Below are 14,072 nucleotides of genomic sequence, written 5' to 3' on the forward strand. Positions count from 1 at the left end.
CACGGGCCGTAGGAAAAGGCACGCTGACTGCCTCAGCGTGTTTCAACAATTGGCAGTCGGGGTAATCGGTCCTGGCTTTCGCCAGGACGACACTCGTCGGGAGGTGCGCGCCGCCTCACATCACCGACGCGCTAGCCGTTCCGGAACGCATATCCATAGCCGTTCAGCGCCGGCGCGCCGCCGAGATGGGCGTAGAGGATCTTTGCGCCCTTCTCGAAATAGCCCTTCTGCGTGAGATCGATCAGGCCCTGCATCGACTTGCCCTCGTAGACGGGGTCGGTGATCATGGCTTCGAGACGCGCGGTGAGGCGGATTGCCTCCTTGGTTTCTTCCGACGGCACGCCGTAGGCGGGATAAGCATAATCCTCGATCAGCACGACGTCGTCGGCGACGAGATCCTTGCCGAGCTCGACGAGCTTGGCCGTGTTCTGTGCGATCGAGAGCACCTGCGCCTTGGTCTGCGCCGGGGTGAAGGAGGCGTCGATGCCGATCACCTTTCGCGCGCGGCCATCGGCGGCGAAGCCGACCAGCATGCCGGCATGGGTCGAGCCGGTGACGGTGCAGACCACGATGTAGTCGAACTTGAAGCCGAGTTCGGCTTCCTGCTTGCGCACTTCCTCGGCGAAGCCGACATAGCCGAGGCCGCCGAATTTGTGCACGGAGGCGCCGGCGGGAATCGCATAGGGCTTGCCGCCCGCCGCCTTCACCTCCTCGATCGCGTCCTCCCAGCTCTTGCGGATGCCGATGTCGAAGCCGTCGTCGACCAGGCGCACGTCGGCGCCCATGATGCGCGACAGCATGATGTTGCCGACGCGGTCATAGACGGCGTCCTCGTGCGGCACCCAGGCCTCCTGCACCAGGCGGCACTTCATGCCGATCTTGGCCGCGACGGCCGCGATCATGCGGGTGTGGTTGGACTGCACGCCACCGATCGAGACCAGCGTGTCGGCGTTCGAGGCGATCGCGTCGGGGATGATGTATTCGAGCTTGCGCAGCTTGTTGCCGCCATAAGCGAGGCCGGAATTGCAGTCCTCGCGCTTGGCATAGACCTCGACATTGCCGCCGAGATGCTTTGACAGCCGCTCCAGCTTCTCGATGGGCGTCGGACCAAAGGTCAGCGGATAGCGCGCGAATTTTTCGAGCATCGTCAGGTCATCCCGATTGGCGTTAATGTCTCCAAAAATGCTAGCATCGCTCTGCAAAAAGGTGCTTTCAAATATTGCGCCTCTATTGCGGATGATCTTGCGATAATGGACGAGATGTGTGGTATTCCTTTCGGACTAGGTACTAAGAACGGAAGCTTCTTCCATGTCCGCTCGTCTTGATCGTGTCGACCTTAAGATGTTGCGATTGCTGCAAAATAACGGCCGGCTCAGCAACGCCGAGCTGGCCGAAACCGTCGCCATCAGTCCCGCCACCTGCCATCGCCGCACCCAGCGCCTGTTCGAGCACGGCTTCATCGCCGCCGTCCGCGCCATCGTCGCGCCGAAGAAGGTGGCAAAGGGTACGCTGGTGATGGTCGGGGTCGTGCTCGACCGTTCGACGCCGGAGAGCTTTGCGATCTTCGAGCAGGCGATCACCAGGCTGAAATTCGTGCTCGACTGTCACCTCGTCGCCGGCGACTTCGACTATTTCCTCAAGATCCGCGTCGGCGACATGGAGGACTTCAACCGTATCCACGGCGAGCAACTGATCGCGCTGCCCGGCGTGCGCCAGACCCGCACCTTCTTCGTGATGAAGGAAGTCGTCGACAACGCGCCGCTGGAGTTTTGAGCGGCCTCACAACGCTTGTTCGACGATGCCGTCCGCGACCTGCTCCCGGCCGGCGTCCTCCGGCCGCATCGCGATCACCGCGATCAGCCCGAGGCCGACGCCGATCATCACATAGAAGATCGGCGCCAACGGGGAGCCGGTGAGCGCGATCAGCCATGTCACGAAGAACTGGGCAAAGCCGCCGAATACCAGCACCGCGACATTGTTGACGATGGCAAGCGCGGTCGAGCGGACCCGGATCGGGAACAGCTCGACCAGCGTGGTGCAGTAGACGCCGAGGAAGAAGGCGCTGAAGCAGCCGATGACGACCTGGGCGACCAGGAGCTTTGCGATCGACGGCTCGGAGATCACCCAGCTATAGAGCGGATAGAGCGAGACGAAATAGCCGATGAGCGAGACCAGCAGCAGCGGCTTGCGCGGGTAGCGGTCGGAGATGGCGCCGGCAATGGGGACGACGATCACCATCACGATCGCCGCGATCATCTGAACCAGGAAGCTCTGCATCAGCGGCAGCTTCAGCACCTCCTTGGCGTACGTCACGGTGTAGCCGAAGGTGACGTAGAACGACACGGCGCTCGCCACCACCATGCCCATGCCGATCAGGAAATTGCGGCCGGGATTCTTCAGCGCGGCGATGAAATCCTCCTTGTGCACCGTCGCCATGCTGCGCCGGGACGCTTCGGGCTCGATGACGCTGGCGCGCATATAGAGCAGGATCGGAACGATCACGAGGCCGACGAAGAAGGGAATACGCCAGGCGCCGGCGGCAAGCTGCTCCTGCGTGAAGGTCAGCGTCAGGGCGGCGCCCAGCACTGCGCCGAGCACGTCGGCCATGAGCTGGCCGGCGATCTGCCACGAGCCATAGAAGCCGGTGCGGCCGGGAGGCGCCGCTTCGATCAGATAGGCGGTCGAGGTACCGAACTCGCCGCCGACCGAAAAGCCCTGTAACAGCCGCGCCAGCAGCACGATCAGGGGTGCCCCAATGCCGGCCGTGGCGTAGGTCGGCGTCAATGCCAACAGCGCGACCGACAGCGCCATGATGCCCATGCCGAGCGTCATCGCCGCTTTCCGCCCCTTGCGATCGCCGAAATAGCCGAGCACGAGGCCGCCGATCGGTCGCATGAAGAAGCCGGTGCCGAACAGCGCGGTCATCAGCAGTAGCGCGTTGATCTCACTGCCCGGAATTTTCGGGTCGACCGGAAAGAACAGGTTCTTGATGACCGGTGTCATCAGCGCGAACACGGTGAAGTCGTACCACTCCATTGCGTTGCCGGCGACCGCGGCCACGATGGCTTTCCTGTTCGTCTGCATCTCTCGCTTGCCTGTCCGGTTGCGCCTATTCGGCGAGTTGATGGGTGGCGTCGGCATCCTGCCATTCGTCGCCAACGAGTTCCGGCGTTGCGAAGGCCTTGAGGTTGGCGAAATGAATCTCGCGATCCTCGACGAAGAGGCGGCGGACGATGCCGCGCGCGAGCCGGTCGGCGCCCTCGCTGATCGCGGGAATATCGCCGGAAAGCTTTCCGTGGCTCAGCGTCGCCGGATAGTTGAAACAGTGCAGCCGTGCCAGCATCGGGCAGGCGCCTGACTGCTTCTCCAGGAACTGAAAGCTGTCGCCGAGGTCGGGCGAGTTTTCCAGCTCCGCATTGTCCATGCCGTCAGGCGTCGGGAAGCGGTCGCTCCAGAAGCGGATATGCGGCGCAAACGCGGCAAGCTCGTCGCGCAACGCGAGGTCGACCTTGAAGCCGGTTCCGAAGATGATGAAGTCGGTCGCATAGCGGCCCTTCGGCGTCGTCACCATGAGATGATCCTCTTTGACGACGAGATCATCGATCGGACTTGCGAGATGGAAATGCGCCTGCGGATAGGCGGAGACGCGCAGCACGCTCTGCCGCGGCGGCGGCGTCTGCGCTTTCAGCGTGTGATCGAGGAAGCGCCATTTCCAGTCGTCCGTCAGGCCGGCAAAGCCGTGCACGACCCCTTGGCTGCCGATACCGGTGAACTTGTTGACGCGCGGGATGTCCGCGCGCCGGATGAAGAGGTCGAGGCGCGCGGCGCCCGACTCCAGCGCCATCGCCGCGTTGTCCATCGCGGATGCGCCCGCGCCGACGACGGCGACGCGCTTGCCGCGGAGCTTTTCGAAGTCGATAGGATCGGCGGAATGCGCCCAGAAGCGCCGGTCGATGCCGTCGGCGAGCGGCGGCACGTAAGCGCCGCCGAGGCCGTCGCGCCCCGTCGCCAGCACGACATGCCGGGCGAGAATGTGTCGCGACGTGCCGCTCTCGCTGATGTCGAGAGCGAACAATTCATCGGGGCGCGCGTGGATACGCGCAACCGAGACCCCGTTGCGGACCGGCAGGCCCAGCACTTTGCGGTACCATATCAAGTAATCCATCCATACCGTGCGCGGCGCGCGGTCGAGCGCCTGCCACGCCTGCTCGCCATATTGCGCTTCGTAGAAGGCGCGGAAGGTCAGCGCCGGCATGCCCATCGCGGGGCCGGTCAATTCCTTGGGCGAGCGCAGCGTCCGCATCCGCGCGAACGTGACCCAGGGACCTTCCTCGCCTGCGCACGCGCGGTCGAGCACGAGCTGGTTGTCGACGCCGAGACGCTTGAGCATGGCGGAGGCGACAAGGCCGGCCATGCCGGCACCGACGATGACGACGTCGAAGACACCCTCGCCATCGACGACGCGGCGGGGCACCCATGACTTGGCGGGCAGTTCGAGCCAGGCCAGATCCTGCTTCAGGCGCGCTTCAAGTGCCCCGAGGCCCGCCGCACCAGGTGTCATCGTCATGAGGAAGCTTTCTCGAATTGACTGGTTTCGTCGCCGGCCTCGGCTAGCGCGGTGGCGCCGCTATGCAGCCTTGCGCCCGGCATCAGCGCGACCGCGGCGCGCAGTGCGCCGTTGAGTGCGGCAACCGTTGGCGTCGGCTCGCGCCCGGTCGGCGCAATCGCGGCGAACAGGAACGAAATGGACACGTCCAACGGCCGGGTGACGACGCCTTCAACCGGCAGGCTGGACGTCAGCACCGGCTCGACCACGGCGATGCCGAGCGACTGCTTGGCCATGGCAATCGCCGTCAGGGAAGCGTTGGTATCGATGACCCCAGCGGGCACGACACCTTCACGCTCCAGCGCCTCCTCCACGCGGCGGCGAAGCCGGTAGGGGTTGGCCATCGTCAGCAGCCGGACGCCACCAAGGTCCTTCAGGCGAATGACCTTCTTCTTCGCCAGCGGGTGATCCAACGCGAGGCACGCAACGCACGGCACCTCGCAGACCCACTGCACGTCGAGCCCGGGATGCTGGATCGGCAGGCTCGCAAGACCGAAATCGACCGACTGCGACAGCACCGATTGCACCACATTCTCGGCCGAGAGCGCCTGCACGTGGATCTGGCTTGGTAGCAACTCGCGTTCGAGCGCTGCGAGCGCAGCCGGGACGAAGCCGGCCGCCAGCGCCGGGATCGCCGCCAGGCTGAGCACGGGAAGCGCACCCGCGCCGATCGCGTTGGCGCGCTGGCGGATGTGCTTCAGGCCCATCAGAAGCCGCTCGACCTCGGCATGAAACAAGACGCCTTTCGGCGTCGGGCTGATGCGCGGGCCATTCCGGGTGAACAGGAGATAGCCGACGTCAGCCTCGAGATCCTGGATCTGACGCGTCGTGACCGGCTGCGAACGGCCGAGCAACCGTGCCGCACCCGTGATGCTGCCGGCCGACATCACGGCGGCAAAGGCCTCGAGAAGGCGAATGTCGATAACGTCCTGGTTCATGGTCTGGTGCCCGCATTATGCGAATATAGAATGAACAATATTTCTTGATGTGCAATAGGCATTATGAGAAGTTGAGGGTCATGTCGATGGAGCCGAACCCCTTTCGCCACCACAATCCGGCCGGACCGGCCTATCGGCGCGGCTGGGTCGATGAGGCCGTGGCGGCGATCGAGGCCGACCAGTGCCGCACCGCCGACACGCATCTGATCCGGCTGATCGTGCCGGCGCTATCAGGCATCGACATCTATCTGAAGGACGAGTCCACGCATCCGACCGGCAGCCTGAAGCACCGGCTCGCGCGCTCGCTCTTCCTCTACGCGCTCTGCAACGGCCACATCCGCGAAGGCACGCCCGTGGTGGAAGCCTCGTCGGGATCGACCGCGGTGTCGGAAGCCTATTTCGCACAGATGATCGGCGTGCCCTTCTATGCCGTGATGCCGCGCACGACATCGGCGGAGAAGATCGCCGCGATCGAGCATTATGGCGGCAACTGCCATCTGATCGATGACGGTCGTGCACTCTATGCGGAAGCGGCGGCGCTCGCCGCCCGCCTGAACGGCCACTATATGGACCAGTTCACTTTCGCCGAGCGCGCCACCGACTGGCGCGGCAACAACAACATCGCCGAATCGATCTTCACGCAATTGAAGGGCGAGACGCGTCCGTTGCCGGACTGGATCGTGATGGGGGCGGGCACCGGTGGCACCTCGGCCACGCTCGGACGCTATTTGCGCTATCGCCAGTACCCGACGCGGCTCTGCGTTGCCGATGTCGAGCATTCCGCCTTCTTCGACTGCTTCCGCTCGCAGGACCGCTCCCATGTTTGCGAGCGGCCTTCGCTGATCGAAGGCGTCGGTCGGCCCCGCTGCGAACCCTCCTTCGTGCCGGGCGTCGTCGATCGCATGATGAAGATCCCGGATGTCGCAACGATCGCAGCGATGAACGTGCTGTCGCGCCGGCTCCGCCGGCCAGTCGGCGGCTCGACCGGCACCAATTTCCTGGCGCTGTGCCGCATTGCCTCGGAGATGAGCAGCGCCGGTCAAACCGGATCGCTGGTCACGCTGATCTGCGATTCCGGCGAGCGCTACCGGCAGACCTATTATGATCCCACGTGGCTGAAAGCTCGCGGCCTTGATCCGATGCCGATCGAGGCTGCCCTGTCGGCGTTTCTCGATACGGCGCAGCCGCCGGCGCTCGCCGTCGAGGACGTCGCCAATCCACAGAGCTCGCGGAGCAATGCTTGACCACGCTGATCGAAACCATTGTCGGCGTGCCCGCGGCGTCGCGGCTCGGCCACGCTCTGAACGCCCGCACCGAGATTTTGCGCCTCAGCGAAGCGGCCCATGACGCGGTGCTGCTGCCGCGCGAGCCCGGCGGTCTGAGCCACGGCTTGCGGGCGGCACTCGCGGCGCGGATGTGCCGTCATGTCGGCGACGGGGCGCTGATCGCGCATTACGAATCCTACCTGGCGCATTCGAGCGATCTTGATTTGGCCGTGCTCACCCGGCCCGGCGGTGTGTGCGGCGATCCTCTTCACGATGCCATGGCCCGCCACGTCGATCTGCTGACGCTTTCGCCGCGCGAGGCGACGCGACAGGACATTGCGGCGCTGAAGGTGGCCGGCGTCAGCGAGGCCGATATCGTGCGGCTGTCCGAGCTTGGCGCCTTCGTGAACTACCAGCTGCGGGTCCTGGCCGGCCTCAGGCTCCTGAAAGAGGTCGAAGCCTGATGAGCGAGGTCGTCCATAGCTTCACCACCACGGTCCCGACCTGGTCGCCTTATGTCACGCCAGTCGAGCTCGCCTCGGCAACGCCCGAGCAGCTCGCGGCGATGAAGGTCACCCCCTCCAACAAGGGCGTCTCGCCTTACGTGCTGACGCTGGCGCATGACCCGGAGTCGCTCGCGGTGCGCTCGCCGCTGTTCAACCTCATTATGTATGGCAAGGACGGCCTGTCCCCGGCGGAGCGCGAGCTCGGCGCGCTGAGTGCCTCGGTCGTCAACCGCTGCATCTATTGCGCCGCCGTGCACGCCTCACGCTTCATCAATTACTCCGGGCGCAAAGAGGTCGTCGAGGAGATCTTTGCCGACGAGCGCGATGCCACGCTGGAGACGCGCCAGCAGGCATTGTTCAATTTCGCTACAAAACTCTCGACGACTCCGATCGAAGCGAGCGCAGACGATGCGCACGCACTTGGCGAGGCCGGGCTGAGCGAGCTTGAGCAGCTCGACCTGGTGCTGTCGGCCGCGATCTTCGGCTGGGCCAACCGGCTGATGCATACGCTGGGCGAGCCGCTGGTGCGGCCGGAAGCATCGTAACCGACGCCATCGGCTCGCCCCAAACCGAATGTCACGGCAACTTCACTTGCCTTGCGAGCGCCTGCGGGCGAGTTTCGCGGCTTCTTAACGAGGAGACCTGCCGTGCGCCTTCCCATTCTCGATCCGAAAGACCTGAGTGCCGAACAGAAGCCGCTCTATGACGACATGCGAGCGGGCATCAAGGACCACTTCAAGGGCTTTGTGAACATGCGCGACGACGGCGCGCTGCTCGGGCCCTGGAATCCATGGATCCGCGAGCCGCGCTTCGGCAAGCCTGTGTGGGAGCTGGTCAAGGCGATCGCGGCGAACCCGCTGCTGCCGGCTCCGGTGCGTGAGGTCGCGATCCTCGTCACCGGTTCGCATTTCCGCTCCGGCTACGAGCTCTATGCGCATGTGCTGGTTGCCGAGCAGCGCGGCCTCTCCGACGAGAAGCTCGCGACCATCGTCGCCGGACAGCGGCCGGTCGATCTCACCAAGCAGGAAGCCGTCACCTACGACGTGGCGTCCGCATTGGTCAGCGGCGGCGTGCTGCCGGAACTGACTTATCGGGCCGCGGTCAAGGAATTCGGCGAGCACGGTGCGGCCGAACTGTCCTATCTCGTCGGCGTTTACTGCATGGTGTCGGTCACGCTGAACACGTTCGACGTGCCGGTGCCGGACTGACCACACTGCCCCAGCTGCTGGACTGGACGGAAGCGTCACGGTACCCTGCCGCCGCCATGGCGATGCATTCGCCGGTCACGATCGAAGTGCAATGAAGAGGGAACGACAGCCATGGACACGTCACGCCGCATCCTGCTCGCCGGACTGGCGGGACTCGCCGTTGCGCCGACCGCCGCTGGAGCCGCGCCCTCGACCGCGGCCGATGATGTGACGGTCGCCGAAGAGCGCTTTGCGCGCATGATCGCAGCTGCGCATGCGCCCGAAATCACCTGCGCGCGACAGGCCGAGCGTTATGCGGATGCGCATTGGCCAAACTACGTCGCGGCGGCGCGTTCCGTCATCGGGGCAAGAGCGTGAGGCATTCTCTTTCCTCTCCCGTTGCGGGAGGCGGCAACACCAGGTGCTTCACGTCCCCACCGCCCGCCTGACCTGCTCACCGATCTGCGACAGCACGAGCTGCGCCTGCGGCAGAATTGCGCCCATGGCGTGGAAATTGTGGACCATGCCCTCGTGGCAGACGTGCTCGACCGTGACGCCCGCAGCGAGCAGCTTGCGGGCATAGGCATTGCCCTCGTCGCGCATCGGGTCGAACTCCGCGGTGTGAATGATGGCGGTCGGCAAGCCCGCAAGCCGTGTCGCGCGCAAGGGCGAGATGCGGGGATCGGCAGCGTCCAAGGCTTCGGGCAGATAGTCGGCGAGATCGGCTTCGATCGTGACGCGGTCGATCAGGTGGCCCTCGACGAACGCCTCGCGCGAAGGCGAGGCCTCCTCGAAATCCAGCACCGGGCAGATCAGGCATTGCGCGACGATGGAAAGACCAGCTGTCTGCGCCGCCTCCTGACACACGATCGCAGCGAGCGTTGCACCGGCGGAATCGCCGCCGAGCACCAGACGCCCGGCGTCGATGCCGAGCGATGCGGCCTCGCGCGCCACCCATTCGGTGGCAGCAATCGCATCGTCCACGGCGGCGGGGAATTTGTGCTCTGGCGCCAGCCGGTAATCGACCGAGACGAGGCGGCAACCGGTCGCATGTGCCAACGCCGCCGCGATGCGGTCATGCGTGGCGATGCTGCCGGCAACGAGCCCGCCGCCGTGAAAGAACACGAAGCCGGGCGCGCGATCATCGGCGCCTGCGGGTGAATAGAGACGATAGGGCAGCGCGCCGCCGGGACCAGGCAGCACGCCGTCGGACGTCGGCACGTCAGGCGCATCGGCGCGCGCAAACTGCATCAGCTTTGCCAATGATTGCCGCCGTGCTTCCACGCTCGGCCGGCTCCGTGCCTGCGGCGCAGCCGCAGCCATCATGGTCAACAAGCGCTTTGCGAGCGGATCGAGCGGCATGGTGCTTCCTTTCCCCTCGCGGGAGGGTAACTCACCATTTTCCCGCAGGGAATCATTTAGAAATTGCGCCCAATAGTGGCGCTATAATGCGGCACCACGCCAAGGGAGAGGCCGGTCATGGCCGAGATCAAAAAGCCCATCGAATATTCGCCGAGCTGGACCTTCTTCGAGGGCAAATGGCACGACGGCAATGTGCCGATCATGGGCCCGCGCACGCATGCGGCCTGGCTCGGCTCGGTCGTGTTTGACGGCGCGCGGGCGTTCGAAGGCGTCGCGCCTGATCTCGACCGCCACGTCGCCCGCGCCAATCAATCCGCGATCAACTTTGGCCTGAAGCCGGTGGTCGATTCCGGAACCTGGATGACACTCGCAAACGAGGGCATCGCACGCTTCGCGCCGAATGCCGAGCTCTACGTTCGTCCGATGTACTGGGCGCGGAACGGCGCGGGCGGCGGCGTGCTGTTCGACCCCGAGACCACCGATTGGTGCCTGTGCATCTACGAGGCGCCGATGCCAAAGCCGGTCGGCAACGCGATCACGCTGTCGCCGTTCCGCAGGCCCACCGCCGAATGCGCCCCGGTTGAGGCCAAGGCCGCCTGTCTCTATCCGAACAATTCGCGCGCGCTTGCCGAGGCCGCCTCGCGCGGCTTCCAGAACGCGCTGATGCTCGACATGCTCGGCAACGTCGCGGAGTTCGGCAATTCCAACGTGTTCATGGCCAAGGACGGCGTGGTCTACACGCCGGTGCCGAACGGCACCTTCCTCAACGGCATCACCCGCCAGCGCGTCGTCAGCCTGCTTCGCGCCGACGGCGTCACCGTGGTCGAGAAGACGCTGCGTTACGCCGACTTCCTCGCCGCCGACGAGATCTTTTCGACCGGCAATTTCGCAAAAGTCGCGCCGGTGATCCGCATCGACGATCGCGAGCTGCAGCCGGGCCCGCTCTACACGCGCGCGCGCAAGCTCTATTGGGACTTTGCCCACGCAGTGAAGCTGGCGGCGTAGCTTCCCCACCTTCGCCGGTACGACGGCGGAGTTGTGGCAGCAAGGCGCGTTAGCGCGTGGCAGGAACCCCTACTCGTCCTTCTTCGACATCCGCTCGAGGCGTTCCTGCATGTCCTTCATCTGCTGGCGCAGATCGTCGATATTGCTGTCCTTTGGGGCTTCGGCGGCCGGCTCGGGCGCCGGCTCCGCGGAGCCCGCGGGGCGGGCTGCGCCGGGCGCGAAAGGCTTGAACATCGAGAAGGTCTGCTGGAACAGCTCCATGTTGCGGCGGACCTGTTCCTCCAGCGGCGCAAACGGGGTTCCCGACAGCGAGGTGGCGATCTGCTTGCGGAACTTCTCCTGCTCCTGAGTGAGCGAGGCGATGGCCTGCTCCAGATATTTCGGCACCACCATCTGCATGCTGTCGCCGTAGAAGCGGATCAGCTGGCGCAGGAAGGTGGTCGGGAGCAGGTTCTGGCCGGCCTTGTTCTCCTGCTCGAAGATGATCTGGGCAAGCACGGAGCGGGTGATGTCGTCGCCAGTCTTGGCGTCGTAAACCAGGAAATCTTCGCCATCCTTGACCATGGCGGCGAGGTCTTCCAGCGTCACGTAAGTGCTCGTCCCGGTGTTATAGAGCCGGCGGTTCGCGTATTTCTTGATCGTGGTGGGTTGGTCTGATTTCGCCATGGGCTCTCACTTGCAAGCGCGGAGAACGGGAACCTGACGGGCTATGCCGCAGGGCGGGAAGAGTACGCAACGCAACAAAATAAGCATTTTCAAAGGGGTCACGCTACCGTTTTGTGCGCCACGGTTAATCGGGCAGCAAAAACGTGCTTGCGAAAGCGCCAAGAACGCTATTTTGAATGCGCTGCGGGATGAATTCGGCCACCGGCCGATTGACATGCCTCAACGACGTTAACAGGATGCCGTCCGAGACTGGCGAGCCGTTTCCCCAGCCCCGTCTGCCCCCATTCAACCCAGGAGATGCCCATGTCAGACGATGTCGTCATCGTCAGCGCCGCCCGCACCCCGGTCGGAAGCTTCAACGGAGCGTTCGCAACCCTTCCCGCCCATGATCTCGGCGCCATTGCCATCAAGGCCGCGCTGGAGCGCGGCGGCATCGAGCCCGGCCGGGTCTCCGAAGTCATCATGGGCCAGATCCTGACCGCCGCCCAGGGCCAGAACCCGGCCCGTCAGGCTTCGATCAATGCCGGCATTCCGGTCGAGAGCCCGGCCTGGGGTGTCAACCAGCTCTGCGGCTCGGGCCTGCGCACCGTTGCGCTCGGCTATCAGGCGCTGCTCAACGGCGATTCCGAGATCGTGGTCGCCGGCGGCCAGGAATCCATGAGCATGGCTCCGCACGCCCAGTACCTGCGTGGCGGCGTCAAGATGGGTGCAGTCGAATTCATCGACACCATGATCAAGGACGGTCTGTGGGACGCCTTCAACGGCTATCACATGGGCAACACCGCCGAGAACGTCGCGCGGCAGTGGCAGATCACCCGCGCCCAGCAGGACGAGTTCGCGGTCGCCTCGCAGCAGAAGGCCGAGGCCGCGCAGAAGGCCGGTAAATTCAACGACGAAATCGTTCCCGTCACCATCAAGGGACGCAAGGGCGATGTCGTCGTCAGCGCCGACGAATATCCGCGCCATGGCGCAACGGTCGACGCGATGGCGAAGCTTCGTCCCGCCTTCGAGAAGGACGGCACGGTCACCGCGGGCTCGGCGTCCGGCATCAACGACGGCGCTGCTGCCGTGGTGCTGATGACCGCCAAGCAGGCCGCCAAGGAAGGCAAGAAGCCGCTCGCGCGCATCGTGTCCTGGGCGCAGGCGGGCGTCGATCCGAAGATCATGGGCTCGGGCCCGATCCCGGCCTCGCGTGCCGCGCTGAAGAAGGCCGGCTGGAACGTCGGCGATCTCGACCTGATCGAGGCCAACGAAGCCTTCGCTGCGCAAGCCTGTGCCGTCAACAAGGACCTCGGCTGGGATACCTCCAAGGTCAACGTCAACGGCGGCGCGATCGCGATCGGCCATCCGGTCGGTGCCTCCGGCGCCCGCGTGCTGGTGACGCTGCTCCACGAGATGCAGAAGCGCGATTCGAAGAAGGGCCTCGCCACGCTGTGCATCGGTGGCGGCATGGGTATCGCGATGTGTGTGGCGCGCGACTGAGATAGTTGACGCGTCATTTGCGCGTGCGCTGCACACGTGACTGAGTGCGTTGCACGCGATTAAAAAGGCAGCGGTTGCAAATCAAATATTCTTCGCAACCGTACAAGCCTCGACTAAAGAGAAACGCCCGGCTCGACGCCGGGCGTTTTGTTCTTGATGTCCGTCAAACGTCCCCCATAATCCGCACTTAAAAACGATCACTCAGAAACGTCCGAAGAGTCCAAGGGAAGGAAATACGATATGGCACGTGTTGCATTGGTGACGGGTGGTACGCGGGGCATCGGAGCTGCGATCAGCAAAGCGCTGAAGGCGGCCGGCTACAAGGTTGCGGCGAGTTATGCCGGCAACGACGCGGCGGCGGAGAAGTTCAAGGCCGAGACCGGCATCGCCGTCTACAAATGGGACGTCAGCAGTTTCGATGCCTGCGCCGAGGGCGTGAAGAAGGTCGAGGCGGACGTCGGGCCGATCGACGTGCTCGTCAACAATGCCGGCATCACCCGCGACACCGCCTTCCACAAGATGACGCTCGAGCAGTGGAACGCCGTCATCAATACCAATCTCGGTTCGCTGTTCAACATGACGCGTCCCATCATTGAAGGCATGCGTGCGCGCAAGTTCGGCCGCATCATTTCGATCTCGTCGATCAACGGCCAAAAGGGACAGTTTGGCCAGGTCAACTATTCCGCGGCGAAGGCCGGTGACATCGGCTTCACCAAGGCACTTGCGCTCGAGAACGCCAAGGGCGGCATCACCGTCAACGCGATCTGCCCCGGCTACATCAACACCGAAATGGTGCAGGCAGTGCCAAAGGACGTCCTGGAAAAGAACGTGATCCCGCAGATCCCGGTTAACCGGCTCGGCGAACCGGAAGAGATCGCACGTGCGGTCGTGTTCCTGGCGGCGGACGAGGCCGGCTTCATGACCGGCTCGACGCTGACCATCAATGGCGGCCAATATCAGGCCTGATGGCGCCCATTCTCTTGGCGCAACGTCGCTGAGGCAAAATATGTAGCTTCAGTCGCGACAAGGCGATAGTGAGGACGAAAATGCCCGGC

Annotated in this window: 15 protein-coding genes; 9 read left to right on the forward strand and 6 right to left on the reverse strand. The window is 64.4% G+C overall.

The window, feature by feature from the left end; translation table 11 throughout:
* Positions 1-131 precede the first annotated feature (131 nt).
* Positions 132-1,145 carry a 1-aminocyclopropane-1-carboxylate deaminase gene (locus tag IVB19_RS01495; protein ID WP_085348408.1) on the reverse strand — a complete coding sequence of 338 codons (1,014 nt, stop codon included), beginning with the start codon at positions 1,143-1,145 and terminating at the stop codon, positions 132-134.
* A gap of 163 nt (positions 1,146-1,308) precedes the next feature.
* On the opposite strand from IVB19_RS01495, the gene IVB19_RS01500 reads away from it, so the two are divergent.
* The gene (locus IVB19_RS01500) at positions 1,309-1,773 is read left to right on the forward strand and encodes an Lrp/AsnC family transcriptional regulator (RefSeq protein WP_026232411.1); all 465 of its coding nucleotides are present in this window, start codon (positions 1,309-1,311) and stop codon (positions 1,771-1,773) included.
* A 6-nt stretch (positions 1,774-1,779) separates the two neighbouring features.
* On the opposite strand, the gene IVB19_RS01505 is transcribed toward IVB19_RS01500, so the two are convergent.
* The 3 genes from IVB19_RS01505 to IVB19_RS01515 are packed head-to-tail and all read right to left on the reverse strand — an operon-like array spanning position 1,780 to position 5,544.
* Positions 1,780-3,084 carry a citrate-proton symporter gene (locus tag IVB19_RS01505; RefSeq protein WP_247820898.1) on the reverse strand — a complete coding sequence of 435 codons (1,305 nt, stop codon included), beginning with the start codon at positions 3,082-3,084 and terminating at the stop codon, positions 1,780-1,782.
* Between the two features lie 25 nt (positions 3,085-3,109).
* Positions 3,110-4,567: an NAD(P)-binding domain-containing protein gene (locus tag IVB19_RS01510; RefSeq protein ID WP_018452870.1), complete on the reverse strand. Its 1,458-nt coding sequence runs from the start codon at positions 4,565-4,567 to the stop codon at positions 3,110-3,112.
* Positions 4,564-5,544, reverse strand: coding sequence for a LysR family transcriptional regulator (locus IVB19_RS01515; protein ID WP_018452871.1), 981 nt, complete (start codon positions 5,542-5,544; stop codon positions 4,564-4,566). The genes IVB19_RS01510 and IVB19_RS01515 overlap by 4 nt, the downstream gene beginning before the upstream one ends.
* 86 nt (positions 5,545-5,630) lie before the next feature.
* Here IVB19_RS01515 and IVB19_RS01520 point away from each other — a divergent pair, with 86 nt between their 5' ends.
* The 5 genes from IVB19_RS01520 (at position 5,631) to IVB19_RS01540 (ending at position 8,880) form a co-directional block, all read left to right on the forward strand.
* On the forward strand, positions 5,631-6,788 hold the full coding sequence (locus tag IVB19_RS01520; RefSeq protein WP_039798756.1) for a PLP-dependent cysteine synthase family protein: 1,158 nt from the start codon (positions 5,631-5,633) through the stop codon (positions 6,786-6,788).
* Positions 6,785-7,273: a CMD domain-containing protein gene (locus tag IVB19_RS01525; RefSeq protein ID WP_018452873.1), complete on the forward strand. Its 489-nt coding sequence runs from the start codon at positions 6,785-6,787 to the stop codon at positions 7,271-7,273. The genes IVB19_RS01520 and IVB19_RS01525 overlap by 4 nt, the downstream gene beginning before the upstream one ends.
* Positions 7,273-7,860 carry a peroxidase-related enzyme gene (locus IVB19_RS01530; protein ID WP_018452874.1) on the forward strand — a complete coding sequence of 196 codons (588 nt, stop codon included), beginning with the start codon at positions 7,273-7,275 and terminating at the stop codon, positions 7,858-7,860. The genes IVB19_RS01525 and IVB19_RS01530 overlap by 1 nt, the downstream gene beginning before the upstream one ends.
* Before the next feature lie 102 nt (positions 7,861-7,962).
* Entirely contained in the window at positions 7,963-8,523 is a 561-nt protein-coding gene (locus tag IVB19_RS01535; RefSeq protein ID WP_018452875.1) for a carboxymuconolactone decarboxylase family protein, read from the forward strand.
* Positions 8,524-8,634: 111 nt separating this feature from the next.
* The gene (locus IVB19_RS01540; protein WP_018452876.1) at positions 8,635-8,880 is read left to right on the forward strand and encodes a hypothetical protein; all 246 of its coding nucleotides are present in this window, start codon (positions 8,635-8,637) and stop codon (positions 8,878-8,880) included.
* A 48-nt stretch (positions 8,881-8,928) separates the two neighbouring features.
* On the opposite strand, the gene IVB19_RS01545 is transcribed toward IVB19_RS01540, so the two are convergent.
* On the reverse strand, positions 8,929-9,864 hold the full coding sequence (locus tag IVB19_RS01545) for an alpha/beta hydrolase (protein ID WP_247820899.1): 936 nt from the start codon (positions 9,862-9,864) through the stop codon (positions 8,929-8,931).
* 117 nt (positions 9,865-9,981) lie between these two features.
* Between IVB19_RS01545 and IVB19_RS01550 the strand changes: the two genes are divergently transcribed.
* A complete protein-coding gene (locus tag IVB19_RS01550) occupies positions 9,982-10,869 on the forward strand; it encodes a branched-chain amino acid aminotransferase (RefSeq protein WP_018452878.1) in 888 nt (295 codons plus the stop codon).
* A 69-nt stretch (positions 10,870-10,938) separates the two neighbouring features.
* Here IVB19_RS01550 and phaR read toward each other — a convergent pair whose 3' ends face one another.
* On the reverse strand, positions 10,939-11,535 hold the full coding sequence (phaR, locus tag IVB19_RS01555) for a polyhydroxyalkanoate synthesis repressor PhaR (RefSeq protein WP_018452879.1): 597 nt from the start codon (positions 11,533-11,535) through the stop codon (positions 10,939-10,941).
* Between the two features lie 303 nt (positions 11,536-11,838).
* Here phaR and IVB19_RS01560 point away from each other — a divergent pair, with 303 nt between their 5' ends.
* Together IVB19_RS01560 and phbB are read left to right on the forward strand one after the other, a co-directional pair.
* Positions 11,839-13,017 (forward strand): acetyl-CoA C-acetyltransferase, encoded by a 1,179-nt coding sequence (locus IVB19_RS01560; protein WP_018452880.1) that lies wholly within the window; start codon positions 11,839-11,841, stop codon positions 13,015-13,017.
* A gap of 240 nt (positions 13,018-13,257) precedes the next feature.
* Positions 13,258-13,983, forward strand: coding sequence for an acetoacetyl-CoA reductase (gene phbB, locus IVB19_RS01565; RefSeq protein WP_018452881.1), 726 nt, complete (start codon positions 13,258-13,260; stop codon positions 13,981-13,983).
* Positions 13,984-14,072 lie beyond the last annotated feature (89 nt).

Origin of the sequence: Bradyrhizobium sp. 187, assembly GCF_023101005.1 — a bacterium.
GTDB classification, from domain to species: Bacteria; Pseudomonadota; Alphaproteobacteria; order Rhizobiales; family Xanthobacteraceae; genus Bradyrhizobium; species Bradyrhizobium canariense_D.